Annotated in this window: 27 protein-coding genes; 11 read left to right on the top strand and 16 right to left on the bottom strand. The window is 41.0% G+C overall.

The window, feature by feature from the left end; genetic code table 11:
• Nucleotides 1-123: 123 nt before the first annotated feature.
• The 5 genes from pssA (at nucleotide 124) to ACFS5O_RS06460 (ending at nucleotide 2,953) form a co-directional block, all read left to right on the top strand.
• Entirely contained in the window at nucleotides 124-849 is a 726-nt protein-coding gene (gene pssA, locus ACFS5O_RS06480; RefSeq protein WP_066398340.1) for a CDP-diacylglycerol--serine O-phosphatidyltransferase, read from the top strand.
• Between the two features lie 70 nt (nucleotides 850-919).
• Nucleotides 920-1,201, top strand: coding sequence for a hypothetical protein (locus tag ACFS5O_RS06475; protein WP_205725168.1), 282 nt, complete (start codon nucleotides 920-922; stop codon nucleotides 1,199-1,201).
• A gap of 97 nt (nucleotides 1,202-1,298) precedes the next feature.
• The gene (locus tag ACFS5O_RS06470; RefSeq protein WP_205725167.1) at nucleotides 1,299-1,655 is read left to right on the top strand and encodes a hypothetical protein; all 357 of its coding nucleotides are present in this window, start codon (nucleotides 1,299-1,301) and stop codon (nucleotides 1,653-1,655) included.
• A gap of 200 nt (nucleotides 1,656-1,855) precedes the next feature.
• Nucleotides 1,856-2,323: an NUDIX hydrolase gene (locus tag ACFS5O_RS06465; RefSeq protein WP_205725166.1), complete on the top strand. Its 468-nt coding sequence runs from the start codon at nucleotides 1,856-1,858 to the stop codon at nucleotides 2,321-2,323.
• Between the two features lie 159 nt (nucleotides 2,324-2,482).
• A complete protein-coding gene (locus ACFS5O_RS06460) occupies nucleotides 2,483-2,953 on the top strand; it encodes a DUF2628 domain-containing protein (RefSeq protein ID WP_318300124.1) in 471 nt (156 codons plus the stop codon).
• A 245-nt stretch (nucleotides 2,954-3,198) separates the two neighbouring features.
• Here the strand turns inward: ACFS5O_RS06460 and ACFS5O_RS06455 are convergent, their stop codons facing one another.
• Nucleotides 3,199-3,702, bottom strand: a complete 504-nt coding sequence (locus tag ACFS5O_RS06455; protein WP_205725165.1) for a hypothetical protein — start codon at nucleotides 3,700-3,702, stop codon at nucleotides 3,199-3,201.
• 520 nt (nucleotides 3,703-4,222) lie between these two features.
• Here ACFS5O_RS06455 and ACFS5O_RS06450 point away from each other — a divergent pair.
• Nucleotides 4,223-4,366, top strand: a complete 144-nt coding sequence (locus tag ACFS5O_RS06450; RefSeq protein ID WP_379838845.1) for a hypothetical protein — start codon at nucleotides 4,223-4,225, stop codon at nucleotides 4,364-4,366.
• A gap of 20 nt (nucleotides 4,367-4,386) precedes the next feature.
• Nucleotides 4,387-4,881 (top strand): hypothetical protein, encoded by a 495-nt coding sequence (locus ACFS5O_RS06445; RefSeq protein WP_205725164.1) that lies wholly within the window; start codon nucleotides 4,387-4,389, stop codon nucleotides 4,879-4,881.
• 86 nt (nucleotides 4,882-4,967) lie between these two features.
• On the opposite strand, the gene ACFS5O_RS06440 is transcribed toward ACFS5O_RS06445, so the two are convergent.
• Both ACFS5O_RS06440 and ACFS5O_RS06435 read right to left on the bottom strand, forming a co-directional pair.
• Nucleotides 4,968-6,710, bottom strand: coding sequence for an ABC transporter ATP-binding protein (locus ACFS5O_RS06440; protein WP_205725163.1), 1,743 nt, complete (start codon nucleotides 6,708-6,710; stop codon nucleotides 4,968-4,970).
• Nucleotides 6,711-6,964: 254 nt separating this feature from the next.
• Complete coding sequence (locus tag ACFS5O_RS06435) at nucleotides 6,965-7,123, bottom strand: hypothetical protein (RefSeq protein WP_198768513.1); 159 nt, start codon at nucleotides 7,121-7,123, stop codon at nucleotides 6,965-6,967.
• A 223-nt stretch (nucleotides 7,124-7,346) separates the two neighbouring features.
• On the opposite strand from ACFS5O_RS06435, the gene ACFS5O_RS06430 reads away from it, so the two are divergent.
• The gene (locus ACFS5O_RS06430; protein ID WP_205725162.1) at nucleotides 7,347-8,624 is read left to right on the top strand and encodes a helix-turn-helix domain-containing protein; all 1,278 of its coding nucleotides are present in this window, start codon (nucleotides 7,347-7,349) and stop codon (nucleotides 8,622-8,624) included.
• A gap of 83 nt (nucleotides 8,625-8,707) precedes the next feature.
• Here the strand turns inward: ACFS5O_RS06430 and ACFS5O_RS06425 are convergent, their stop codons facing one another.
• Nucleotides 8,708-11,143 (bottom strand): EAL domain-containing protein, encoded by a 2,436-nt coding sequence (locus ACFS5O_RS06425; protein WP_205725161.1) that lies wholly within the window; start codon nucleotides 11,141-11,143, stop codon nucleotides 8,708-8,710.
• 188 nt (nucleotides 11,144-11,331) lie between these two features.
• Between ACFS5O_RS06425 and ACFS5O_RS06420 the strand changes: the two genes are divergently transcribed.
• Both ACFS5O_RS06420 and ACFS5O_RS06415 read left to right on the top strand, forming a co-directional pair.
• Complete coding sequence (locus tag ACFS5O_RS06420; protein WP_318300123.1) at nucleotides 11,332-11,463, top strand: hypothetical protein; 132 nt, start codon at nucleotides 11,332-11,334, stop codon at nucleotides 11,461-11,463.
• A gap of 140 nt (nucleotides 11,464-11,603) precedes the next feature.
• Complete coding sequence (locus tag ACFS5O_RS06415) at nucleotides 11,604-11,867, top strand: hypothetical protein (RefSeq protein WP_205725160.1); 264 nt, start codon at nucleotides 11,604-11,606, stop codon at nucleotides 11,865-11,867.
• A gap of 179 nt (nucleotides 11,868-12,046) precedes the next feature.
• Here the strand turns inward: ACFS5O_RS06415 and ACFS5O_RS06410 are convergent, their stop codons facing one another.
• From ACFS5O_RS06410 to ACFS5O_RS06390, 5 genes are all read right to left on the bottom strand, one after another.
• Complete coding sequence (locus ACFS5O_RS06410) at nucleotides 12,047-12,340, bottom strand: ferredoxin family protein (protein WP_137790879.1); 294 nt, start codon at nucleotides 12,338-12,340, stop codon at nucleotides 12,047-12,049.
• Entirely contained in the window at nucleotides 12,341-13,636 is a 1,296-nt protein-coding gene (locus ACFS5O_RS06405) for an FAD-dependent oxidoreductase (protein ID WP_198768518.1), read from the bottom strand. It lies immediately after the preceding gene.
• On the bottom strand, nucleotides 13,629-14,654 hold the full coding sequence (locus ACFS5O_RS06400) for an electron transfer flavoprotein subunit alpha/FixB family protein (RefSeq protein WP_205725159.1): 1,026 nt from the start codon (nucleotides 14,652-14,654) through the stop codon (nucleotides 13,629-13,631). The genes ACFS5O_RS06405 and ACFS5O_RS06400 overlap by 8 nt, the downstream gene beginning before the upstream one ends.
• Nucleotides 14,644-15,483, bottom strand: coding sequence for an electron transfer flavoprotein subunit beta/FixA family protein (locus tag ACFS5O_RS06395; RefSeq protein WP_205725158.1), 840 nt, complete (start codon nucleotides 15,481-15,483; stop codon nucleotides 14,644-14,646). The genes ACFS5O_RS06400 and ACFS5O_RS06395 overlap by 11 nt, the downstream gene beginning before the upstream one ends.
• 164 nt (nucleotides 15,484-15,647) lie before the next feature.
• On the bottom strand, nucleotides 15,648-16,778 hold the full coding sequence (locus ACFS5O_RS06390; protein WP_205725157.1) for a spore germination protein: 1,131 nt from the start codon (nucleotides 16,776-16,778) through the stop codon (nucleotides 15,648-15,650).
• An 80-nt stretch (nucleotides 16,779-16,858) separates the two neighbouring features.
• Between ACFS5O_RS06390 and ACFS5O_RS06385 the strand changes: the two genes are divergently transcribed.
• A complete protein-coding gene (locus tag ACFS5O_RS06385; RefSeq protein WP_205725156.1) occupies nucleotides 16,859-17,056 on the top strand; it encodes a hypothetical protein in 198 nt (65 codons plus the stop codon).
• 46 nt (nucleotides 17,057-17,102) lie between these two features.
• Here the strand turns inward: ACFS5O_RS06385 and ACFS5O_RS06380 are convergent, their stop codons facing one another.
• The 7 genes from ACFS5O_RS06380 to ACFS5O_RS06350 all read right to left on the bottom strand — a co-directional run bounded on the left by ACFS5O_RS06380 (nucleotide 17,103) and on the right by ACFS5O_RS06350 (nucleotide 25,466).
• Complete coding sequence (locus ACFS5O_RS06380; RefSeq protein ID WP_205725155.1) at nucleotides 17,103-17,450, bottom strand: hypothetical protein; 348 nt, start codon at nucleotides 17,448-17,450, stop codon at nucleotides 17,103-17,105.
• Nucleotides 17,451-17,571: 121 nt separating this feature from the next.
• The gene (locus ACFS5O_RS06375; protein WP_318300122.1) at nucleotides 17,572-17,703 is read right to left on the bottom strand and encodes a hypothetical protein; all 132 of its coding nucleotides are present in this window, start codon (nucleotides 17,701-17,703) and stop codon (nucleotides 17,572-17,574) included.
• An 86-nt stretch (nucleotides 17,704-17,789) separates the two neighbouring features.
• Nucleotides 17,790-19,334: a glycoside hydrolase family 32 protein gene (locus ACFS5O_RS06370; protein WP_205725154.1), complete on the bottom strand. Its 1,545-nt coding sequence runs from the start codon at nucleotides 19,332-19,334 to the stop codon at nucleotides 17,790-17,792.
• A gap of 108 nt (nucleotides 19,335-19,442) precedes the next feature.
• Nucleotides 19,443-20,900, bottom strand: a complete 1,458-nt coding sequence (locus ACFS5O_RS06365) for a glycoside hydrolase family 68 protein (RefSeq protein WP_205725153.1) — start codon at nucleotides 20,898-20,900, stop codon at nucleotides 19,443-19,445.
• A gap of 310 nt (nucleotides 20,901-21,210) precedes the next feature.
• Complete coding sequence (locus ACFS5O_RS06360; RefSeq protein WP_205725152.1) at nucleotides 21,211-22,485, bottom strand: ABC transporter substrate-binding protein; 1,275 nt, start codon at nucleotides 22,483-22,485, stop codon at nucleotides 21,211-21,213.
• A gap of 38 nt (nucleotides 22,486-22,523) precedes the next feature.
• Nucleotides 22,524-23,666, bottom strand: coding sequence for a response regulator transcription factor (locus tag ACFS5O_RS06355; protein WP_205725151.1), 1,143 nt, complete (start codon nucleotides 23,664-23,666; stop codon nucleotides 22,524-22,526).
• A gap of 21 nt (nucleotides 23,667-23,687) precedes the next feature.
• Entirely contained in the window at nucleotides 23,688-25,466 is a 1,779-nt protein-coding gene (locus tag ACFS5O_RS06350) for a sensor histidine kinase (protein WP_205725150.1), read from the bottom strand.
• Between the last annotated feature and the right edge of the window lie 40 nt (nucleotides 25,467-25,506).

Raw genomic sequence — 25,506 nt, 5'->3', positions numbered from 1 at the left:
AAAAACCAAGCTCGTATATCTTCTAAAAAATATGTTAAACTACTCACTTAACCAAAAAAACATAACTTTTTCCAATAAAATCATCTATTATATAGAGAAGAGTATTTTTTAAGGACGTGGACAATGAAAAAGCATATTCCAAACTTATTAACTTTAGGAAATTTATTCTGTGGGTTTCTTTCCATCGGTTACGTTTCAAACGGTGATATTCGAAACGCAGCCATCCTCATTTTTATCGCGATGATGCTGGATGCAGTCGACGGAAGAGCAGCTCGCATCTTAGGGGTATCAGGAAACCTTGGAAAGGAACTTGATTCACTTGCGGATGTTGTATCCTTTGGGGTTGCACCTGCCTATTTTGTTGCGAATACCTACTTTGCTCATCTCGGAATGTGGGGTTTTCTATTTGCAGGGTTGTTTCCGTTATTCGGCGCCTACCGTCTAGCGCGTTTTAACATTACGGCTGCCGAAGAATCGATGAAATATTTTAAAGGAATCCCAATCCCGCTAGCTGGTGGAATCGTTGTATTCTTAGTCTTTTTTGTAAAATGGATTCCACTTTGGATATTTGTTCTTCTCTTTTACGGACTCGGCCTCTTGATGGTAAGCACGATTAAGATTCCAAGCTTCAAGGATATTCCAATGCCGCGATACGGTACGATTATCTCGTTATTTTTGTTCTATATGTTCTACTTGCTTGCGAAGAACCGATTTGAAAGCGTACCGATCTTCTTTTATGTCGCACTAGCAACGTACTTCTTATTTATTGGGGTTCGTTTTGTTAAGGTAAAGGAAATCAAAATTCGACGACCGCGACGACCTCGTCGGAACAAAAGAAGACGCTTCTAATAAATGCACTTATTTCATTCCAGATGCTGAAACTTCAGTATCTGGTTTTATTATTGAACAAAAAGGATGAATGAACATGGATGCCCTCATATTTGGTTTGTTATTTTTTATTCCTAGCACCGCTTTTTTCTATTGGGTTTTATTTAAATATACAGAACAAGAACATCAAAAGGAGCTTGAAAAATACGCTTGGTTTCGTGAAGACAATAGGAAATGGTTGTGGGATTCGGACTTTGCTCTTTTTACAAAAATAGCGGAAAACTCCTTTATTATCACGAAAATTATTATGATGCTGCTCACTTTATTTCCTTTGGGTATAGGTGTTCTTGGCCTGTGTGCGTATTTTTTATAAAACTATCATCTTTTCCCCTCTCCCTTCATATAATGTCTCAATAAGCGAAACATGAACTTTGTGAAATGGACAAATCATGTTTGAGAGGAGAGATGGTATGAACAACTACCCAAACCTTAGGGAGTTTTATGAAAAGGTACCTATTTTAATCGGTGAAAATGATCGCGCCGCTCTAAAGAATAAAGCCCAGGAAGATGACGTTGCCCTTGAGAGTTCCACACATTGGCTCATCGCGATGGAAGGCAGTGAAAAGCAACGCAATGTTTACCACTGGAAAGTGCTCATCTATCCTTCACAAACAAAAATGATACATTGCTACAAGTCGCCATACTACGCGTCGCAGCACTTTACATCCATTTATGAGGCTATCGAATATTCTAACGAGTTAAGTCAAAAAGCCCGTGAAGATATGCTAAACACGATTGAAAAGCCCGCCCTACAAAGAGAAGCATAACGTGATTCACCCTCGCTTTTCTTTTTGCTACAGATTGTGAAACAGTGTACATAGAAAGCAAACTATATAAGAAACGAACCAATGAAGTGGATGATAAACCAGTTCATTTTTATTATGTCTTTTAACACAAATAAGTGAAGACGAACTTACAAAATGAAGGTATAGTAGAAAAATAAGGAAATAAAGAGATGGGGATGCTGATGGATTACATAAAATACATGAGAGCCATGGTTGGCCACTCAAAAATCATTACGGTGGTCGCCGGAGCTTTCGTTATCAATAAAGAGGATGAATTACTGCTTAATAAACGTAGTGACAACGGCCAATGGGGTCTACCAGGTGGCTTTATGGAGTTCGGAGAAACGGTTCAGGATACAGCAAGACGAGAAGTTTTTGAAGAAACAGGACTGACACTTGGTAAACTTGAGCTGTTTGGCATTTATTCTGGACAACGTCTTGATAAAACCTTTTCAAACGGAGATCAAGTATCCATGGTAATGCATGTGTTTACTTGTCATGATTTTTCGGGGGATCTTATTTCTTCTAATTCGGAATCAATGGATAATAAGTTTTTCCCTATAGACAAGCTTCCACAAAACCTATTTACGGATCACCTTGAGATGCTACAAGATTTTCTGAACGGGATTGAAAGACCTGTTGTAAAGTAAAGGAAAACGTAACATATGGGAAATGATAGGTTGTTAACTTGCTCTGTTCCGCCTAGATTATTTTAGAGGAGAATCACGATGAACCAAGCACACCAAGAGGAACTTACCTCATTTGAAGAGCAGCATAAAGTTGTTCAGAAAAACATAGCGTATTAAGATTTGAAATGGAGATCGGTTGAAGATCCCGGAAAGAAAAACACATGGAACTGGGTTGCTTTCTTCTTTGCGACCTTTTGGCTCGCGTATCGCAAAATGTATAAACCATTCTTTATCATTGCTGGTCTTCAATTGCTATGGACGGTACCTATTTATTTTACAGATCTTCCTGCATGGCTTGATCTTCCCTTTTACGGAATCATATCCATAATCGTCGGGTCATTCGGAAATAATCATACAAACCATGTTTTGAAACAAGCCAGAGCCTTACATGAAACCGTGGAAGACTCCTATATACAAACAAAAGGCGGAACACACGTTGGTATTATGCTTGGTTTCCATGCCCTTTTATTCGCACTTTTCTTTGCGATGGATTTCGGTTTATCTTTCATACCAACAGAAACGAACATAAAGGATGTCGTACGAATCAGCGAAGAGGCAGATACATTAGAAGCTTACATGGACGATCCATAGTGGGACTATATTAAGGAAGATGGTCGTCACCATGTTGTAGAATTCACAGGTTACGATTATACCGAGAAAGAAGATGTGAGAATCATCTTTTATGTTTACTTTGACTAGTACATGTATGAATGGAATCAAGTCTATATTAACGGTAAAAAACTTAACGAAGAAGATTCAATCGATTATGAACTATATATTGAGGAAAGTTCTTGGTGATTTAAATACGAAAAGGAGCTATAAGCAGCTCCTTTTTCTTATATCGTTCTCCATTCACAACCCGTGTAAAGCTTTAGCTCTCCGTTATAAAATACCATACGGCCTGCAGTTGGATTCTCTGGTAAGCTTGATACATTTATATTAATACGGTCTTTTGCTATCACTTCTCCAGTTTCCGTAAAGGTCACTACATTAGAAGTTCCGTTTAGATCTGTAAGGTTTAAACTGCCGTTATCATCACGGATTGTCCACTTCCGCATTTTGTTCGGGGTGCTCAAGCTAATTTCCAAGTTATCCGTATGTGATTCAAACTTCACTTCACCTTTACAGCCACGCTTTGTTTTAAAATGAAATTCTTTATCAGGGTTCGCCATTCCACCGAAACCCCAGTACCCATTCGTTTTGTTGATCGCCAGCATCGTTTCAAGTCCTCTACCACCCGCTACTTTATTACCGATAATCTTAAAATGCGCTAATTCATCGTCTGATGCGCCTTTTGAAACACCACTCGAAACGCCTGCTGTATTAATTCCTTGACCCACTCCCCAAGCTATCTACATCCGCAATTGCCGCTTGAAGTGCAGCGCGGTTATGATACTGCGAGTGCATAGGGGCAGCACCATAAAAAATAACTGAAACCATTTGCGGAGAACCAAACATCTTACCACTCCTTAAAAAACGTTACGTTCTTTTCAAATACCCTTAAACAAGATTTTGACATACTATATAATGGTACTATAAGGATAGAGAATCTTTAGAAGGAAGTTGAGACATATGCTTAAAACACTTAAGAAAAGTCACTTCTACATAGGTGCTGGCACCACGTTTTTATTCACCATGTTTTACTTCTACCTCAGCACAGGATTTAGCCGAGAAAATGAGGGTCTTCCTTTTCTTATCCCTTATTTCATCTTTTTCGTTTATTTCATATGTTTTCTAGGCGAAGCTGCACTTTATATTGTTCCTAAAAAGAAACACTCATATAATCTATCTCTATTATTGCTTTTATCTATCACAATTAGTATATTTTTTAGTTTACTAATTTACGGTGATTTATTCTTTATGATCTTAATCGCACCTTTATTAACAGTTGGAAGCTTCATCTATTATTTTTCAAGTAGAATGATTAAAAGAAACAGCATCGCTCTGCTTCTATCCGTATCCCCTTTATTCGTCTTAGTTTTGTCGTTAGGTCGTATTCTATAGAAAAAAAGGAGTATGTAAGAATGGAAGAAGCTTTTGGAAAACGCAAGATCTTCTCTACCATAATAACGAGCTTACTTTTTTCACTAATTCTGACAGCTCTGTCGGTGTTTGAACGTGAAGTTGGTGAAAGTGGGTTAGAGATCATCATGTTTCCGATTTTTGCCGCATTTATAGCTGCGGGAGTCATCGTATGTATGGGTCTAATAACATCAGCAATTATTGAATATATCATCTGTAAGGTCGGCATGAACTACAGCATCAGCGTTCCTATGTACATAGTTTTACATGGAGTAACGGGTCTATTAATAGGGAGACTAATCTTTGGTTTCTGGGAATTATATACATATACAGGGGGTTTATGTGCTTTAATATTCGCATCCATTGATATGTGGTTACTTTTCAGAGTAAAAAAAGGAAAAGGTAATTCTGAAGAAATTCTAAAGATCTATCTATGGGTCCTACTCACTGTTATCGTGGTTACACTTTCACTAATATTATTTATTCAATTCTTCTAAATAAAAGCGTACGGCAAATGCATATGATACATCAATCTTTTTTACAAGCCTCCCCGTTTTGTTGGAGAGGCTTTTTTTGAAAACATCTAATATTGTACTTCAAACTGCTTATTGTAAAGCTGCGCATACGCTCCATTGCGACTTAGCAATTCGTAATGCGTACCTTCCTCCACCATGCCTTCGTTCGTTAAAACAATAATTCGTTCAGCATTGCGAATCGTTGAAAGACGGTGAGCGATCACAATCGTTGTGCGCCCTTTTGCCAGTGACTCAAGTGATTCCTTGATTACTGCTTCTGATTCATTATCCAGCGCACTCGTCGCTTCATCCAGAATCAGGACAGACGGATTTTTCAAAAATACGCGAGCGATACTAAGCCGTTGCTTCTGACCGCCAGAAAGCTTAACTCCTCGTTGGCCGATGTCAGCGTGATATCCGTTTGGCAAGCTCATAATAAAATCATGTGCATTTGCCTGTTTTGCCGCTATCACCACTTCTTCATCTGTCGCTTCGTTATTTCCATAGCGAATATTCTCCATCACTGTTCCCGAAAACAAATAAACATCTTGCTGAACAACACCGATTTGATTTCTCAGATCATTTAAATCAAGCTTCCGTATGTCCACACCATCAAGCTGCACTTCCCCTTCTGTCACTTCATAAAAGCGAGGGATGAGCGAGAATAGTGTTGTCTTTCCCGCACCAGATGGTCCCACTAGCGCAACGTACTCTCCAGGCTTTATATGAAGAGAAAGATTTGAAAACACTGGGTCTAAATGCGATTCGTATCGAAAGCTCACACTCTTAAAAGCAATTTTCCCTTTTACCATGGATAGCTTTATCGCATTTGGTCGACTTTCGATGTCTGGCTTCAGATTCATGATCTCCATAAAACGCTGAAAGCCCGTTATCCCTTCTTGAAACTGTGTGCTCATATGAGTTAGACGCTGAATAGGCTCTACCATATAACCGACATATAACAAAAACGTGATCAGATCTGCTAAATCTAACGTTTGATTGACGATACTGGCACTGCCGAACACAACAACCGTTATCGTGATGAGCTGAATTAAGATTTGTATGCTGTTATAAAAGGTTGCTTCAACTTTATACGTATTCCTTCTGCTCTCTAAGAAACGAAGATTTTCTCTATTAAACTTTTGGATCTCCACCTGCTCGTTCGCAAAGGACTTTACGACTCTAATCCCCGAAAGTGTATCTTCAAGCTGTGCGTTGATATCTGCGATCCGCTCCTTATTTCGCCGCAAAGCTTCGTTCTCTTTCTTATTAAAATAGAGCGAAAGAAAACCGATGACCGGCAGAAACAAAAACACGGCAAGTGTTAGAGGAACATTAATAAAAACCAGAATCACAAATGCTCCTACAAACCTTACGAAATATTTAACATAATCTTCTGGACCGTGGTGATAAAGTTCGGCTAGTAGAAATAAGTCGTTCGTTACCCTAGACATGAGTTGTCCTGTCTTTTCTTTATCGTAAAAACTAAAAGAAAGTTTTTGCAGATGCTGAAACAACTCGCTGCGAATATCACTTTCCATTCGAGCTCCGACCTCATGACCTTTATAGTCGACAAAGTACGTTCCAAGATTCTGCACGGCTACTAATACGATCATGATTCCCCCGATCCAGTACACCTTATGAAGGGCAACAGACAAGTCCCCTTCTAGAACATCTTTCGTTATATACCGAACAAGCAACGGAAGGATGAGTGTGATCCCAGAAACGATAAAAGCAGTAGTTAGTACTGTTAAAAACAACGGCAAATACGGTTTGTAATAGGAGAAAAAACGTTTGATTGGAAAATGCATGATTTACCCCTTTGTGTTTTTTTCGAGGCACACATAAGGGGACACACCTTCTATATGCTAAAAATGTGTTCCACCCTTATATGTTTGGACAGTTTGAGTAGTCGTTTTTCTCATGTTAACTTCCTCCTTCATAATTAGTACTATTATTATAATTCCTTTTTAAAAATTCTGATACTTTATTTAGTCAACAAAAAAAGACCCTTGAGTTCGTCACCTTACTCCTGAGTCTTTTTTTCTCTATAGGTAATCGTAAATTATAGTTGAACAGTAACTTCTGATTTATGAACCAAAATCACACGAGGTACGTAAGGTTCATTCACTTTTCGAATCTCAAGAAAGTCCGAAGAATACACATGTAACACTTTGTGTAATTCATCATGATAGGTTACAAGGTCGCCTCTTTCAATAGTCATAGCTTTCACCCTAGTCGTTAGTTTCTATAGTTAATTATACCTAAAAAATCTGTTAAAAAAATTGGGAAACATGAAGGGATTTAGAGGTTAAATCACGATAATTTAAGACTAGTTTCCTCTTCTAGTTAAAGTTCAGGTATATTAATAGAAGAGAAATATTTTATCGTGAGCTTATACCTAATAAATGTAAATCTATTACGTGTACAAAGGCGGGGTAACAAATATGAACCTAGGGGAGAAGATTCGATATTTCCGAAGAGTCAAAAACTTATCCCAGCAAGAACTCGCTACCGGGATATGTTCTGTACCTTATTTAAGTAAGATTGAAAATGGAGTCACTGAACCTTCAGAAGAAATACAGCAGCATTTAGCAGAACGGTTGAATATCAGGTTACATACTAAAAATGAAAAAAGCATCATGCAAAACTATGTAGATCTTTTCTATTCTTTATATATGAGAGATTATCCAACTGCAAAGCAAAAATATGATCACTTAATTGATATACCTTCACAATCTGTTGAAGAGGATATTTTGAATAAAATATTTAAGAGCATGTACATTATGATGACTACCCAGGAAACAAGTGGAGTTCCTGAGATGTTAGATGAAGTTGCTTATATTGACGATGTGATCAAAGGGGAAAAGGCATTTTACTATCTATTAGCTAGATCACAGCTCAGTTTTTTTATGGAAGAATTTGAAGACTCGCATAGCTATGCTTTAAAAGCTGAAAAATTATTAGAGGAACATCGCTTTCACGAATGGGAAAGAGGCTACTTACTCTATATGATTGGTCTTACAGCGAATCAGCTATTTAAAAGCATTATCGCCTTAGAATACACACAAAAGGCTCTGACTATATTCGAAAAAACGTATTTCTTTAAAAGGTGTGCAGATTGTAGGATTATACTTGCCATTGTTCAAACGAGGATTAAGAATTTTGAGGAATCTATTAAACAATTACTTCTAGCCGAAACCATCGCTAATTCGTTTGGTGATGAAGTAATTAAAGGGATTGTCTACCATAATTTAGGCAGTATTGCTAATCATAAAGGTGAAACGGAAAAGGCGATCGAACTGTTTGCACGAAGTTTACAAGCAAAAGAAGGTGAACCTTTTATCGCTAAAATCATGACAATCTATGCACTTATTAAAAGTTATGAAAAAACCAACCAACCTGAAAAAGGCTTAGAGTTATTGAGCACTTGGATGGATCAGTTGAAAGATAACCCCATTTTCAGAGGATATGAACTGCACTTCCTTTATTACAAAGATCTGTTTACTCATGGGGAACTTAATGAGGAAACCGTTCAATTTATGATAAAAGATATGATTCCTTATTTTAGAAAAAGAAATGAGTGGATCTTTTTAGCAGAGTATTACCCGATACTCGGAAAATACTTTGAGGATCACCAAAAATATAAACAGGCTAGCATGTACTATAGTTCCGCTATGACAGCCATGAGAAAGATGTATGACTTAGGTGTTACTTATATATAATAAGTGTACTTGTGTATCTAGAAGGAATTTAAAACCCCGTCTCAATTTTTGAGTTGGGGTTTTCATCATTCTTATTTTGTTATTCAGCTCACTTCACTTACCGATCGCTCCTGAAGAATTACCGCCAAATCTTCCGCTGAAATCGGTCGGCTGAAGAAGTACCCCTGTGCCTCGTTACATTGCTTTTGTTGCAGAAACTCTAGCTGTTCTTCCGTTTCTACCCCTTCTGCTATTACCTTCAGATCCAAATTATGAGCCATCGCGATTATCGTTTCTACAAGCGACGCATCTTTAGAATCCGAATAGATATTACGCGTAAAGCTTTGATCAATTTTTAGCGTATGTATCGGGAATGTCTTCAGATAGCTTAACGACGAATAGCCTGTTCCAAAATCATCAATTGATAAGAGAATACCCATCTCTTTCAGCTGCTGCATTTTCGCTACAGCATATTTCGAATCTTGAATGATACTTTCTGTCAGCTCAAGCTCTAAATATTGGGGTTCAAGCTCTGTTTCTCTCAAGATTCTTCTCACCCGCTCAACGAGATCACTCTGTTGAAACTGACGTGAGGAAATGTTAACCGCCATCCGTAACGGTGCATATCCTGCGTTCTGCCATTCTTTATTTTGACGACAAGCCCCTTGAAGCACCCATTCTCCAATCTGTAGAATCAGTCCGGTTTCTTCGGCAATCGGAATAAATTCAGCCGGTGAGATCGTTCCCCATTCTGGATGATGCCAGCGTAAAAGAGCTTCAACTCCGATGATTCCGCCTGTTTCCACATCAATTTGAGGCTGGTATACAATCTTAAACTCGTTACGTTCCAGTGCCTTTCGTAAGCCGATCTCCAGCTTCATTTTCTTAGTAACGGCCTCATTCATCTCTGGCGTATAAAATTGAAAGTTGTTCTTCCCTTGTTCCTTTACACGATACATCGCAGTGTCCGCATTTTTTATTAACGTTTCTATATCACGGCCATCTCCCGGGTACATCGCGATGCCGATTGATGGAGTAACAAAGAGCTCTTGCTCGTTAACCATTACAGAGCTGCTAAAAAGATCTACGATTTGCTGTGCGATTTTAGAGACTTCATCTGCCGTTGTATTTGGTATAAGTACAATAAACTCATCCCCACCCTGGCGGCAGACTGTATCGTTCTTCCCTACACACGCTTGGATACGCTTTGCAATTTCTATTAAAAGCTGATCGCCAACCGCATGTCCTAACGTATCGTTGATGTACTTGAATCGATCGAGGTCAATGAACATGATGCCGATCGTCTGTTTGTTCTCATTTGCCAATTCGAGTGCTTGAGAAAGACGGTCGTTTAACAGCAGGCGATTCGGCAGACCTGTCAAAGGATCACGATAAACCATTTGATTAATTTTCTTCTCGTTTCTTTTTCGCTCCGTAATGTCACGAATAATGCTGCTAAAGTAAACATGATCATCTTCCTGCCAAGCTGCGAGGGACAATTCGATCGGAAACTTACTTCCATCCTTTCGAAGTCCTTCTAACTCAACCGTGTTGCCGATTACTTTTGGTTCTCCTGATAAAAGATAGCGTTCCATCCCTTGTTTATGAGCCTTTTTAAATTTGTCCGGTATAATGATCTGCAGGTTTTTGCCTAACGCCTCTTTTTCAGAAAAACCAAAGATCAGCTCTGCTCCTTTATTCCACGAGATAATGGTTCCTGTGCGATCTGACAGAATAATAGAATCGTTAGCACTTTCAATGACTGAACGAAACTTTCTTTCTGATAGGATCGATTGATATTCAAACCTGCGATCGATGAACGTGCTGATGAACACCATTCCTAACAGGATAAGGATTACAATACCAATCGCATAAGCTAAAAGAGTACTGTTAAATGGCGTTGCCGTTAGATCAGCGTGATGTTGATGTGCTTTATAAGTGGCTGCCGACATTCCCGTATAGTGCATTCCTGAAATGGCGATACCCATGAGCACCGCACTTCCTAACTTCACAAGCCATATTTTACTTGTTTTATAGTTTTGGCTGACAAAGGATAGTAGGTACAGTGCTACAACTGATGCGACAAAGGCAATGACCGCCGAGAGCGTCCATAAAAATGGATCGTACTGTATTTCAGCATTCATCTTCATCGCTTCCATGCCCGTGTAATGCATAGAAACTATACCCGTCGCCATGAAAAGAGCTCCTAACAACACTTGCTTCTTCCCCATAACAGGGCGGCTGATGATATAGAGAGCAATTCCTGATGAAATTATTGCTGGAATGATTGAAACGATTACGAGCGTCACATCATATGTAACTTTGATGGATAAATGAAAAGCAAGCATGGCCACGAAATGCATCGCCCAAATGCCCATCCCCATCGCAAAAGCCCCAGAGATCATCCAAATGTAACGTGCGTATGATCTTGTTTTTTGTACTTGAATCCCTAGGTCGAGCGCAGCATAAGAAGCAATTATTGCAATAATGATTGATAGAGAAACAAGCGGAATGTGATATGTACTTGAAACGGCGTCCATTTATAGAAACTCTCCTTGTGTATGAATCCAAAATACTTTACATATTCTATATCGGTAAAATATTTGTCGTATTAAGAGAGGGTAATCATAATATTTTTAAACAGGTGTTTAATTTGATAGATTACCTTAAGCCATTTATTTAAAGACATTAACTTTTGTAGCGAGCTGTAAAGAAGTTCTGCTCAAAGGTGACACTTCTGAGCGAAACAGATGGTAGTTGGAGTGAAACCCTGACGTTTCTGCGTGAAACAGCATCAAGTTGGAGTGAAACGACTGCAGGATTGAGCGAAAGTGTAACAGATATAAAACACGTACCGTAAACACCAACTTTAAAACAGTTGCTGTCGTAAAAAACTTTAAAGTTATTGCGTTTTTAAATTCACCCATACGAAAAAGGGAAATTATGTATAATAATAGAAGTTAGGAATAAAAGCTGAAAATGATCCTAAGGAGTGCTTTTATGGTGTTAAAAAGAAATGCTGGTATACTTTCAATTCTTTCTTTATTAATTGCGGGATCTCCAATCATTCTGGCTGCATATAGCCAATTTATCGGTGATAACATGTTTTCTATTTTTATTACGTTTATCGTCCTATCTTTGTTCTTAGCTTTTTACGCAGAAAAAGGATTATCAAAACGTATTGCTACAACTCTAGTTATAGGATTCCTAAGCTTGGTTGCACTCTTTTATTTAGGCATGCATATCTTCTGGTCAAAACCTTAACCAAGAAGAGTAATAGGAGGAGTTTAACATGTTTTTTGGCTAGCCTTTTCTTATTAGCTTAGTCCCTCGCTTAATCGTCATAGTTCTCACGTTGCTACAAAAAGAATCACCGTCATTTCATTCACAAAAAAAGGACAACCCGGTCTAATTCCTGGTCGTCCTTACTTTTTTCCAGCCCATTACCCCAAACGAAACACAATCCCATGCCCACCTTTTGGATATTCCCACTTAATATTTTGATGCGGGCATCCGATTCGGCAGCTTCCGCACTCGTGACAGCCCTCGTATCCGACGTGCATCCTGATTTCTTCCCACTTATACACTTCTGCTGGACAGAATATCGTGCAGATTTTATCAGGACAGTGGTTCAGACAAACATCGGCATCCATAACCGTGAGATGTGATTTCGTGTCTGCGTTAAAACGAACGAGATACTGTTTTTCTTCGATGCTTTGACACTTTTTTTCGCTCATTTACTTCATCACCTTCCACGCCCGGTACGCGTCACGAGCTAGTTTAAATTTCTCTCCAGCCGTTCCTACATCACGCCAAATTTTCTTTTGTTTCTCCCACTTCGATGAGCCATCGACCGTAAACATCTGGCTCGCCGCCTTGTTCACCATCGGAATGTACTTATCAAAATACTGTGGAAACTTATCGAAGTGATGCGTTGAATCTTTGTATTTTTTCATATCCTGACCGACAAAACTGCTCATCAAACGCGTTTTATAATGATTGAGTGTTGCTTCCGAATAGTCGTCACGTTCCTTCGCAAGGAGCACCGCTTCAGCCGCAAACTGACCGGATTTCATCGCAAGGTTTGAGCCTTCTCGGTGGATGGCGTTCACGAGCTGTGCGGCATCACCAACAACGAGCACCCCGTTGCCCGCTACTTTTGGCATCGATTTGTAGCCACCTTCCGGAATCATGTGCGCCAAATATTCGACCGGCTCTCCGCCTGCAATGTAAGGACGAATCATTGGATGATTCTTCACATATTCCAAGAGCTCATATGGTTTTATCTTATGCTTGATTAAGCCAGATAGAAGTGAGCCGACGCCTAAGCTCAGCGTGTCTTTGTTCGTATAGAGGAATCCGGTCCCTAGAATTCCTTTTGTGGCGTCACCAAAAAGCTCGATCGTTGTCCCTTGGTTCTCTTCTAGATTAAATCGGTCCTCAATCGTCTTTTTGTCGAGCTTGATAATTTCCATTGTGGCGAGGGCCACTTCATCCGGCCTGAACTCTTTGTGGAAGCCGAGTGACTTGGCTAACAACGAATTCACGCCATCTGCCAACACGACAACGTCTGCGTACAAGTCACCGTCCGGCCGATCTGTTCGTACTCCCACTACTTTTCCGTTTTCCACGATACACTCAAGAACAACGGTTTCGTTCACCAAAAGAGCTCCCTGCTCAACGGCTTTCCCCGCAAACCATTGATCAAACTTTGCCCGCAGCACCGTAAAGTTGTTGTACGGCTCCTGTCCCCATTCCATCCCCTTGTATCCGACGGTTACAGCAGATTCTTTGTCCATCATCATGAATCGTTGCTCTACAATCGGTCGCTCGAGTGGCGCTTCTTTCCAGAACTCTGGGATCACGTCTTCCATCATTTTGCGATAAAGAACACCGCCCATCACGTTCTTTGAGCCCGGGTACTCTCCGCGTTCGATGAGTAATACGTTCACGCCGGCTTTGGCTAGTTCATACGCACAGGAAATGCCTGCAGGACCTGCACCAACAACGATTACATCAAACTTTTCAGACATGATCCACCACCTCCTGGTTAAACGCTTGTTTAAACTGTTGGATCAGAAGCGGTACGATTTCAAACGCATCTCCTACAATTCCGTAGTGACTCGATTGAAAAATTGGTGCCTCAGGATCGTTGTTAATGGCGATGATCAGTCCTGAATTCTGCATCCCAACGATGTGCTGGATGGCTCCTGAAATGCCGATTGCAAAATAGATTTTTGGCGTAACCGTTAACCCTGTCTGCCCCACTTGGTGATGGTGCTCGACCCACCCTGCTTCAACAACATCACGGCTCGCCCCAACTGCTCCCCCAAGCGTTTCAGCGAGATCATGAACAACCTGAAATCCCTTCTCACTGCCCAGCCCTTTACCGCCCGCAACAACAATATCCGCTTCATCGATTCGAACCTTCTGTGTCGTAAACTGAACGATCTCGAGCACCTTCGTTCGAATGTCTTCTTCTTTTATAGAAGCTGTTTCTTCTATTAACTGTCCTTTTCGGCCAGGTTCAGGCGTGAGTGCCTTCATTACTTTTGGGCGGACTGTCGCCATCTGTGGTCGATACTTTTTACAGAGAATCGTTGCCATGATGTTACCGCCAAACGCTGGTCGGCTCGCAAGCAGCAATCCTGTGTCTTCTTCTATATCTAAAATCGTAGAGTCTGCGGTGAGTCCTGTTGGAAGGTCCGTCGCAACCGCGCTCGCCAAGTCTTTTCCGGTTGAGGTTGCACCATATAAAATCACTTCAGGCTTATACTTTTGACAGCATTCTAACAGTGCTTTCATATATGACTCGGTTCGGTAGTTTTTAAAAATGGTGTCATCATACACATAAACCGTGTCCGCTCCGTATTCAAAAAGCGAAGCAGCGAGATGTGTGACGTTTTCTCCGATTAACACACCAGCAAGTTCGGTGCCACGTTTGTCTGCAAGTTCCTTACCCGCTCCTAACAACTCGAGCGAAACCAGTACGACCTCACCGTCTTTTACCTCAATAAAAACCCAAATGCCTGAATACTCCTCAAAGCTCAACGGCAGACCCTCCCTTCACCGCAAAAAGTTCTTTTTTCTCTAACAAAAGATTCAGCAGTTTTTCTGTTTGCACTGCTGCATCCCCTTCTAACATCTCACCACCACTCGGTTTTGTCGGTGCCCACACTTTTGAAACGATCGTCGGCGAGCCTTTTAGTCCGAGCTGTGTTCTCTCCACATCCTCTAGATCAGCAACTGCCCAGATCACTGGCTGATAGCGAGCTGCTTTCAGCATGTTCGTCATCGAAGAATAAGGTACTTCGTTGATTTCTTTTTCCACCGACATCAAGCACGGCATCGTCGATTGGATCACTTCATATCCATCCTCCAGCTTTCGGTGAACGATCGCATACCCTTCTTCTACGTTGATCTCTTTTATCTTGTTGACAGAAGTGAGAGGAGGCATGTCTAACCGGCGTGCGATTCCTGGTCCAACTTGTCCCGTATCACCATCGATCGTCATCTTTCCGCAGATGATCAGATCCACCGGCTTAATTTGCGAGATTTTCTCTATTGCTTTCGTGAGCGCATAGCTCGTCGCAAGTGTGTCCGCACCGGCAAACGCTCGGTCCGAGATCATGTAACCTTCATCTGCCCCGATTTCAATACATTTCTTGATTGCCTTAACCGCTGGCGGCGGACCCATCGTCAAAACTGAAACCGTTCCTCCATATCTCTTTTTCAAACGCACCGCTTCTTCCACCGCATGTGCGTCATATGGATTTAGTATCGCAGGCGCACTCGCGCGGTCCATCGTATTCGTCTTCGGGTTCATCTTGATGATCTTCGTATCCGGAACCTGCTTGATGCAAGCCACAATATGAAGCATTCGACCCCTCCTCTAATCACAGGCATTCCTCACATAAGAAGCCACTAGTATGATGATTATTACTACTATATGGAGGGCTTGTTCAATACATGACGGATTTCTATACATAAATTAAAAGAGCACTTCTCCTTCTGAAGAAATGCTCCCGTTTGGTTGAAGTATTTTTATTCCCTAAAAGAATGCTTGCTGTTAATAATTGTTTTAAGGTTCCCACGCCATAATACGTCTTTCAATTCCCATGGTCGGAAAGGTAAAATAGGTGTTAAATAGGGAATTCCATAAGGTTTTAAATAGGTTGCCCATAAAAAAAATAATGTAAAAGCTACGATTAATCCACTAAAACCAAAGAAGTAAGCAACGATTAACATCAACCACCGAAGAGTCGTTGAGAGCGGAACGATGCCTTTTACAAGGACTAAGAACACACACAACTGATTTAATCCCGCAACTACTAATCCAGCAGGGCTAATCAAATGGATGGTTAACGCGTGTTCACCGACTACCAACGTGGCTAATACGGTGATCATAATCGTTAAACTTTTATAGATATGCAAAGAAACATCGAACGTTATCCTTAGAATAAATAAGATAAATGCCATTTCCCAAAACGCACCCAGTACCTCTTTGCCGTGAAACCACCCTTTGATGACCTCTGATTCAATACCCCCAGAATGAAACCTTTCCACGGCTACATAGATACTAGGTAAAAATACGGTTACCAAAAACCCAAACATTCTCATCAAACGATTTACAAAGGAACCGTAACTAGTCGTATACTCGTTTTCCGTCTGAAACAATTCCCAAAATAGTAATGGCGTAACTAATGCGTAAGGGGTGTGGTCCGCTATAACCACTACTTTACCTTGCATGAGATCCGAAGCGATCGTTTCAAATCGTTCTGTAAACTTCGTCATAGGAAATAATCCCGAACCTTTAACCTTTAATTCATCCGCTATCACTTCTGCATTAAACATATAGTCCACATCTAAATTTGAGACTTTATTCATGACACGCTTCAACGTAATTGTATCTACTTTCCCCTCAATATTAAACACTTTGACATTGGTCTTTGCCTCTCTGCCAATTATATAATTTACAATGTTTAAAGGTGCTCCGTTTACCATATGTTTAAGGATTTTTGTGTTGGTTTCCAATGATTCGGTCATGCCAATTTCTTGACCGAACACAGTCCGTTCGCTCGTTGCTTCCTCTAAAGCACGTTCGGGTAATTTCGAATTGTTTTGTTCATTTTGTTCAATCAATTTTTCCAGCAATTTCTCTATGTTTTTACTCAATGAATACCACACCTCATTTCAAAGGGTAGTATTCCCACGAATAAAGCTAAAAAACCTAAATAAAGAAAACATGAGGAGGTTTGAATACAAGGGTTCTTTGCCCGTACAAACCACAAAATCATCTGCTGAATCAATCCATATACATTCCTGTTTATGTGAAGATTCCGGATGCGAAGAGTGGTCCGAAACCAACCGAGCTTATGTTTACGACTACCTCTGAAACAGATAACAATAAAACGTCAACCGTGGTTCACAAGGTTGGCCTTGGTAAAGGTTAAATAATTAAAAAAGGAGGAGTGATCGCGATGATCACTCCTCTCTTTTTTAAAACGCGTATTGAAACAGCCCGTAATAGAGAGGACCGATCATAATTAGTGCCGTAATGCCGAATATCGCTGGTCGAGCGGCTCTAGGAATCTCGTTCGCGTCTTCATTAAACTTTTTAAGTCCATACGCTAGATCCCAGATCAGTCCGCCTATGAAAACAAATTTCCATAGAAGTGGCGTGAAGAGCTCATTGCTCGTAACATACCCGAACAAGCCGATCCACGTAATGATTGAAATAACAAAATCTAGTTTCGCAGAGTGGGTCTTGTAACCGCCTTTGATGAAATAGCCGATGGCAAAAGCACCTATAATCCCTAGATAGATCGTCCATAGAATGTCTGTCATAATCCTCTTGTCCCCTTTTTTCTGTCTGTGATTTTATTATAAATCTTACATTTACTTCCGAAAAGGTGTGTTGCTGAACTTTTAGTTATATTAAAAAAGCAACTTCGCCTAGGAAGTTGCTTTACTTTTGTGTTGTGGGTGGTTTTACGGTACGTGTTTTTATATTTGTTACACGTTCACCGGTAAATGGTGTGTGACCACCTGTAAATGGCTGCTGACCACCTGAAACGATGCTCACACCACCGATAAACACCCCTCGACCACCTGAAAATCACACATAACCACCTACAACCCGCACAAACATAATCTACCGAAACCTCTTTCACACGAAAATCACACTCAATCTATATGTTTTACCTGTAAATTCTCAAATATAGCTTCTCCACCTTCAGAAAACAGTGTGATTCCCTGATCATGATGCTCCGGATACACTAAGCTAGAGTGCGCGACTCGTCCATCATCTACAAACACTTCCACACTTGTCTTATCCACGAGGATTTTCAAGTGAACGTTTTGCTTTCCAGAAGAAAATGGCGCTTTGCTCTCTACATATTGTCCGCTTTTATCCGGTTGATTAGCAGCGGATCGATTCACATAAGAAAACTGCCCTTCACTATGAATCCCAACATCAATATGACGATTCTTGTCTTCGGACTCTCGAAGTCTCAAACCAATATTCTGGCTGTCTTCCCAACTGATATCTGTTTCTAACACGTACGAATCTCCAGATACATCGAGCGTTTTTTCTCCATCCACTTTAATCTGCTGGAAGAAATCCCTATAACTTGTTAAGTTCTCTAACGCTGCAACCGGTTGTGACGCTAAATAATATCGATCCGCGTTAGCATCATGTTTCAACTGAAGTTCACGCACCACAGAATCCATACCGTTAAAATCTTCTTTCCTCGTCGGCGTTTCATGCGGATAGCTCCAATTGTTCATCCAAGCGAGCGCATATCTTTTCGCATCAGGATCACTCTTCTCTCCTTCATCAAACGTTACGCCGCCATACCAATCAAAGCCGTGATCCAGCCACTCGGGATCTTCATGATCAACGGCAAAGAATTCTCCGTTAAAATCGCCCGTCCAATACGCGTACGTGTTCGGTTTTCCAGACGCGAGACCGTTCGCGCTCACACCGAGCACCCATTTCAACGTTCCATCTTCACCACGCATCAAAAAGAGATCAGGACATTCGATCAATCCGATATCCTTCATTTGAAAATCGCTCGTAAATCTCCAGTTTTTCAGATCATCCGACTCATAAAATCCGATTTTCGTCCCTTCTGCCATCAGCATGATCCATTTTTTACGCTCATCATCCCAGACGACTTTAGGGTCTCTAAAATCCTTCGTTCCCGGGTTATCTAAAACGGGGTCCTCGCCATGAGGCTTAAACGTCTTTCCTTCATCCGTACTGTACCAGAGAAACTGCTTCTGTTTTCCTCCGTCTTTTGAAGGCTGTGTCAGAATAGCGATAAACGCATTCTTCCCGAACCCAGCGGTATTTTCTTTATCGATTACTACAGAACCTGACCATACATCTCCGTTATCGTTCGTAAATTTCGGAATCGCCACGCCTTGATCCCTCCAGTTCACAAGGTCTTCTGACGTTGCATGGCGCCACTCTGTTCCATTTCCATCTGGATAATTTTTGTTATACAGATAGTAGTAATGATATTTCCCTTTATAATAGACCGGCTTCTGAGGATCGTTCTTCCACTTATCAGGCGTTGTAAAATGATAATCTGCCCGGTACGATGGATCGTTCTCCTTTTTCGGAACCGGCTTACTAGATTCCTTCACTAAATGATTCACGAGTAATATGCCTGCCAACAGTAAACAAAAAATAAATAATAATGGCCATTTGTCATTCTTATACATACGCTAACCTCCTAGTAATCCCTAAATAAAAAGAAATGCCATCTCTGGCATTTCCTTTTTGGTTGATTTGTAGGGTAGGTCGAAAATTGAATGATAGAAAAATCTTTTTTACTTCGTTAATTGTCCTTGTTCAAGGATGCTATTTTTCACAACAGATGTGTGTGGGCCTTTGATGTTCATCTCGAAGCTTGGTGCAAATGTTGATTTACGATCTTCGAAAAAGCCTCTGTTTGTCATGTAGCTTGTTACAACGACATTGTCGCTATTTTCTTGTGGGATCGCGTAGTGTGCATACGTCCAAGTGATGTCTTTCGGATCTTGGTCTTGGTGCAGCACAATACCCGTTTTGTTCAACGGCTTGAACGGGCCGTCTAGAGAGTTCGCAGAATATCCAAGCATGTAGATGTCTCTGTCATCAATGCCATCGATTGTCATTTTAGAACCACGACTGCTCGTGAAGAGGTACCATTTCCCATCTTTCTTAAAGATGTTTGGTCGCTCGATCTCATCTGTTACCGTGTTGGATACGATAAGTGGCTTCATCACTTTCTTCACAGAATAATCGTCGTTGATCTCGATGATTCCGATCGCACCGTTTGCCTTTTCAGCTGTTTCTTTCTTATCGCTCGCTAACAGCTTCTTCTTTTCAGCTTGGAAGAAAGCATTGCTCTTTCCGTAGTATGCTTGGTTATAAAGAGATTTTTCTCCTTGGTAACCTGTTTCAGTACCTGTGTTGGCTTCAAACACTAAATATTTGCGTCCATCTTCTTCAATATAGTGAGGATCTCTGAACGTATGGTTGTCGTTGTAGTCCCCGCCACCGAACGCTTTGTCAACCGTTTGGTACATTTTGCTGTCTCCGCCTTCAAAGATAGACTTGTAATCTTCTACACCGTCGACCTTAAGCGTTTTGCTATCAGGTTGAGAAAGGTTTACTTGTGCAGTTGTTAATGTTTGTTTACCAAAACGATCTTGATCTGGCTTGAATGCTTCACGGTTTGTGTAGAACAAACGAACTTCGCCATCAGAAGTGAACGTTGCAGATCCTGACCACTCTTCAGATTGACGCTCTAAGTATTTATCGTTTGCTTTGAACTTGTCATCGTCCTCGAAAACACGTCCAGCATTTTTCCAAGCATCGATTGATTGGTCATCTGCTTTTTTATAAAACATGTAGATGAACGTGTCGTTTGGGTTCTTCGGGTCACCCGCTAGACCGAAAACGATGTGATAGCCTTTATATTCAGCCACCGTTCCGTCAGCGTTTTGAAGTGGCCACGTATCCCACACGTCCATGTCGATCTTCTTACCGTTCTCATCCACTTTTTTAGCGGACTCAACGTTCTTAATCGTTGATGCATCAAATTTGGGCACCGTATATTTTGGATCCTTATGCTGATTGATCATTTGTTTCATGTCGTAGCGCGTGATCTGTGAAGTTCCGTACGTTTCTTTAAAATCTGAAGGGGTTTGTCCTGACGCAAATGTAGTCGACCCGCCTCCTAATAAAATCGCAGTACTGAGTGATACGACAGCTACTTTTTTCGCCATATTACGATAGTTCATACGTATTCCTCCTATGTGATTTTCGTTGGTCCTTTTCTAGCAGTTCCAACCTGTTGTGACTTGCAAGTACAAGTATAGGGGAGGTTGCGGCATGTAGATATGGCATGGATTGATGAGGATTTCGTCTTAAATTGATATCTCGTAAATGTTGTTGGTGGAAAGCGTCATTAGATTGATAAGTTGTTACTGTGTAAGATGCAAGACAGGTAAGAATATTAATTACTAAACACCGAGGTGGCTCACCGCAAGTTCCCTACAAGGGAGATCCACCACTTTCACATCAAAAAAGACCCCTTATCAAGGAGTCTCATCATTTTTGTGCTTTTCGTGCTCTGTCCCAAGAAAGCTGAAATTCGCGCAACAGCTGATTACGTGTCAATTGTTTACCAACATACATCTGCATGGCAGATCCGAACTCTTCTTTCACCCCTGCGGGAAAGCCGTTCCAGTTGGCATCCAACGTGTCGCCTTTTTCGTATGCCGCTATCGTCTCTTTTGCAAGCGGACCTAGCTTTTCCGTTTTAATGTTTTTAAAAACCGGGATGAACTTAAAACGCTCCGTAATGAACGTTTGTCCTTTTTCCGAATTCACCATCCAGTTTAAAAAACGCTTCGCTTCTTTTTTATCTGAAGAATCTGCCTGTTTGTTCACGACCCAATAGTTCGGCACGCTCACAACAAGCTGATCGGTTGGTTCATCATTGATCGGTATCGGCATGAAAGCAACATCCAGATCAGGAGCTCGTTCATCGATCATCGGTTGAATCCAGTTTCCTTGCAGAATCATCGCGGTTTTTCCTTTTGCGAATAGGTCCACTTCCATGTTGTAATCCGTCGTTAACGGATCAGCATTTCCGTATTTCAGCGTAACATCCAATAGATCAATCACGTCCTGAAACAGTGGATTATCCGGAATTTGCACTTCACCTGCATTCAACTTTTTTATAAAAGCATCAGGATCTTTCTGTCTCGCAAAAGCCACATTTAATAGGTGGACACCAAGCTTCCAGTCCTCGTAATAGCCGGTTGCGAACGGGGTGATTCCTTTTCGCTCTAATTTTACCGCTGCATTTTTTAACTCTGGTAATGTCTTTGGTACTTGTTCTACACCAGCACGTTGAAACAGCTGCTTATTGTAAATAAAGCCATAGCCTTCTAAATTCATAGGCATTCCGTACACGTTGCCGTCCATCTTGATCGCGTCAAGCGTACCTGGATACGCTTCCTGGACCCATTGCTCTTTTGATAGGTCCTCTAAATACGGCCGCCACGTCTCAGCATTTCCATACCCCGTGTTTGTAAAAATGTCCGGCCCCTTACCTGAAGCCAGTTCTGCTTTTAAGTCAGAATAATCATCTGCCGCTCCTCCGACCGTACGAATCCGTATATCAATCTCAGGATTTTCTTTTTCATAGACTTTCGCGAGCTCTTCAAATTCAGAGGCGATCTCTACTTTCGGGTTTCGGATATCAAGTACAACCTTTTTCTCTATCTTTGCTTCTTTTGGGGGCTTTGAATCACTTTCTTTCTGACAGCCTGCAAGAAGAATCGCTATCATACCAATGGTTACATAATGCTTTTTCATGTTTTCTGGAATCACCCCTTTCTATTTAAAATCTCTGCTTACGATTTTTCACCATTTCGAAACTCAAACGGTGTTATCCCTACTTCTTTTTTAAAAAGCTTAGAAAAGTATTTTTCATCTTGATAGCCGAGCATCGTTGATATCGAAAAGATGCTTTCATCACTTTCCTTCAACCAACGTTTCGCCTGGTCAATCCTTAATTTTGTTATATATTTCGATAACGTCATGCCTGTTTCTTGTTTGAACTTGCGAGAGATATGCTCCCGACTAAAAAAGAACCGGTTCGCTAGTCTTTCTAAACTCACATCTTCCATGTAGTATGTTTCAACATACGAAATAATATCGTTCATGCGCTGTTTCGCTTCAAGTTCGTCCAACCGCTGGATCGATCGGTAGTTTTGATTTTCAAGCTCACTTTGAAGATCGTTATATTTTTCGTGAATCTCTTGAAGTGACTGCAGCTCGCCCTTTACGAGGCGCACCGGAATATCAAGCTCACGGCTCAAACGCTCTTCTACCAAAAACCACTCTTCCGGCAAGGTGATGAGCACACTTTGGTTACTATCACCCGGGAGCATTACAGCGTTCCCGATTTTCTGATCCACCAACTCATCAGCAAGTTTTTCGATAAAAGGCGCAGGCTGATGCATTTGATAGAACGATAACAATGTAAAATCATATCTTTCCGATGGTGGCAGGTTCGAGGCGATAAGTTCGAGGTCTGCTGGCTCACCGAGACAAGCCGCTAAAACCGTTTGACTCCATCGAATCTTGACCGCGTCCTCTTGGTACACACGAGACTTTCTTTCCTCATCATAAGCGGCAACTGCTTTTTTCAGCACGTTGTTAAACGCCTCATCCTCGACCGGTTTTAATAGATAATCGAAGCTATTATGCTGAATGGCTTTTCTCATAAACTGATAATCGTCATAACCTGTAATCAAGATAACCTTGCCTTCATACGAGATAGAATCCAACCACTCGATCAGCTCTAAGCCACTCATTCCCGGCATCTTAATATCTGTAAAAATAATCTCCGGCTGCTCTTTTTCAATAACCTTCTTCGCTTCGTTTCCGTTCGCTGCTTCCAAGATCTCCGTTATCCCGTGTTCATCCCATTTCCCGATATACCGAATCACATCGCGGACATTGAACTCATCGTCAGCTATCAACACCTTCATTTGTTTACCTACTTTCTGTCACTAAACTCTGGGCTCATCCCTAGAATCTTTTGGAATGACAATCGTTACCGAAAAACCTTGTCCATTCGGCTGATCCACTAGGAAATCAGCTCGCTTGCCATAGTTTAGAATCAGTCGCTGATATATATTCTTCAGCCCAATATGTTCGTTTACAGGGGTACCTTCCGCTGGCGATCGATAAATGTTTTCTCGTAAACGATCTAATTCGCTTTGTGTGATTTCAGGACCATCACTATTTTCAACAACAAGATAGAGAGAATCTCCTTTTAACTCACCCGAAACCGTCAGTTGCGCTTCGTAATAGCCCTCTTCATACACATGCTTGAAAAAATTTTCGACAAGCGGTTGTAAAATCATACTTGGAATCCTATTCTCAAGTACCTCGTCACTGAAATTCAGCTCATAATGAAGCTCTTTTCCGAATCGGGCCTGTTGCAGATTGAGGTAGGCCTTCATATAGTCCACTTCATTCTGCACGGTCACCCACTGATTCGCTTGCATGGAATAACGCATCATCTTAGACAGCGATGTAATCAGTCCATACACTTGCGGAGACTTGGAACGAAGCGCCACCGCTCCGATCGATTGCAGAGCATTGAACAAAAAGTGTGGATTCACTTGTGACTTCAACGCACGAAACTGATTTCTCCGATTCTCAATTTCCAACTTATATTCACGATTAATATGAAGATTGATCCGATCCGTCATGTCTTTAATATGTCGTTCCAAGTGTCCGATCTCATCTTGACGATCGTTCTCAAAAGGAATCTCGATATGTCCCCCTTCGATCCCGCGCACCTTCTCACTCAGTTCCCGAATCGGCCGAGAAATTTTATATGAGATGAAACTGATCATGAGTAGACCTAAAAGGCCAACACCAAGGCCGACGATGATATTGATAGTCGCCGTTTTCCGAACATCGCGGAACAGTACGTCACTCGGCGTCTTTTTCACTAATTTCCAGCCTTCAATCGGTCCATCTAATGTCTTTGTTAGCGATATTTCTTTATCTGTTGTACCTTTTTCGATTCGATTTTGTAAGTCGGATGGAACCCGCTTACCTATTAATGAAGCATCCGTCGCATACATGATTTCATTTTGGTCATTGATCAGATAAGCTGATGACCCATTTTCTCCCGCTAAGTTACTCACGATTTTTGAATACTCACCTAAACTAATGTCCATCGTCATGATTCCAAGAAACTTGTCAGACGGCACTTCCTTTATTTTATGATGAATGCTTAACACCTTCGTCCGATCTGACTCTGGAATAATCGCAGCATTGTTGTAGTTTTTTATCACATGTGGCAGCTCGATCACATAATTTTTATTGGATTTAAACAATTGTTTAATGTGTTCTTGGTTCAGTAGATCCGGCTGTGATTTTCGTGTACTAACAGTCGCGTTATATACGGTAAACGACTCTTTTCCTTCATTTAAATAAAACCGGAGCTGGCGAATCTCATTTCTCGTTAAGTAAAATGTCTCAATACTCTTCTCGACAGAATCCTGATCAAAGTAGATCGAGTCTTCAAATCCCTCCGTAAAAATTCGAAACAGATCCGGATTTCGATACAAGATGTACGGGAGGTTCACCATGTCATCAAAATATTGTTGGAGGTCTTCCGCATTCTTCTCCAGCTGCATCTGGCTGTTGTTCAGTTCATATTTCTCAACACTGTTCTTCGTATAAGCATAAATAATAAATATCGTTAAAAAATACGGCACGATAATAAAACCTAGCAGCATGAGCAACAAACGACTATGTATACTTTTCACGCGCGACCTCCTTTACATGAAGTTTTTCCTTTTATTGTGC

It is taken from the genome of Fictibacillus nanhaiensis (genome assembly GCF_042686385.1).
GTDB lineage: Bacteria > Bacillota > Bacilli > Bacillales > Fictibacillaceae > Fictibacillus > Fictibacillus nanhaiensis.
This window is presented reverse-complemented; position numbering and strand designations above follow the sequence as displayed.

Excerpts from the sequence above, each read along its gene's own strand:
- pssA (WP_066398340.1), top strand. The coding sequence starts at position 124 with ATGAAAAAGCATATTCCAAACTTATTAACTTTAGGAAATTTATTCTGT.
- ACFS5O_RS06475 (WP_205725168.1), top strand. The coding sequence starts at position 920 with ATGAACATGGATGCCCTCATATTTGGTTTGTTATTTTTTATTCCTAGC.
- ACFS5O_RS06470 (WP_205725167.1), top strand. The coding sequence starts at position 1,299 with ATGAACAACTACCCAAACCTTAGGGAGTTTTATGAAAAGGTACCTATT.
- ACFS5O_RS06465 (WP_205725166.1), top strand. The coding sequence starts at position 1,856 with ATGGATTACATAAAATACATGAGAGCCATGGTTGGCCACTCAAAAATC.
- ACFS5O_RS06450 (WP_379838845.1), top strand. The coding sequence starts at position 4,223 with ATGATCTTAATCGCACCTTTATTAACAGTTGGAAGCTTCATCTATTAT.
- ACFS5O_RS06445 (WP_205725164.1), top strand. The coding sequence starts at position 4,387 with ATGGAAGAAGCTTTTGGAAAACGCAAGATCTTCTCTACCATAATAACG.
- ACFS5O_RS06440 (WP_205725163.1), bottom strand. The coding sequence starts at position 6,710 with ATGCATTTTCCAATCAAACGTTTTTTCTCCTATTACAAACCGTATTTG.
- ACFS5O_RS06435 (WP_198768513.1), bottom strand. The coding sequence starts at position 7,123 with ATGACTATTGAAAGAGGCGACCTTGTAACCTATCATGATGAATTACAC.
- ACFS5O_RS06430 (WP_205725162.1), top strand. The coding sequence starts at position 7,347 with ATGAACCTAGGGGAGAAGATTCGATATTTCCGAAGAGTCAAAAACTTA.
- ACFS5O_RS06425 (WP_205725161.1), bottom strand. The coding sequence starts at position 11,143 with ATGGACGCCGTTTCAAGTACATATCACATTCCGCTTGTTTCTCTATCA.
- ACFS5O_RS06415 (WP_205725160.1), top strand. The coding sequence starts at position 11,604 with ATGGTGTTAAAAAGAAATGCTGGTATACTTTCAATTCTTTCTTTATTA.
- ACFS5O_RS06410 (WP_137790879.1), bottom strand. The coding sequence starts at position 12,340 with ATGAGCGAAAAAAAGTGTCAAAGCATCGAAGAAAAACAGTATCTCGTT.
- ACFS5O_RS06405 (WP_198768518.1), bottom strand. The coding sequence starts at position 13,636 with ATGTCTGAAAAGTTTGATGTAATCGTTGTTGGTGCAGGTCCTGCAGGC.
- ACFS5O_RS06395 (WP_205725158.1), bottom strand. The coding sequence starts at position 15,483 with ATGCTTCATATTGTGGCTTGCATCAAGCAGGTTCCGGATACGAAGATC.
- ACFS5O_RS06380 (WP_205725155.1), bottom strand. The coding sequence starts at position 17,450 with ATGACAGACATTCTATGGACGATCTATCTAGGGATTATAGGTGCTTTT.
- ACFS5O_RS06370 (WP_205725154.1), bottom strand. The coding sequence starts at position 19,334 with ATGTATAAGAATGACAAATGGCCATTATTATTTATTTTTTGTTTACTG.
- ACFS5O_RS06365 (WP_205725153.1), bottom strand. The coding sequence starts at position 20,900 with ATGAACTATCGTAATATGGCGAAAAAAGTAGCTGTCGTATCACTCAGT.
- ACFS5O_RS06360 (WP_205725152.1), bottom strand. The coding sequence starts at position 22,485 with ATGAAAAAGCATTATGTAACCATTGGTATGATAGCGATTCTTCTTGCA.
- ACFS5O_RS06355 (WP_205725151.1), bottom strand. The coding sequence starts at position 23,666 with ATGAAGGTGTTGATAGCTGACGATGAGTTCAATGTCCGCGATGTGATT.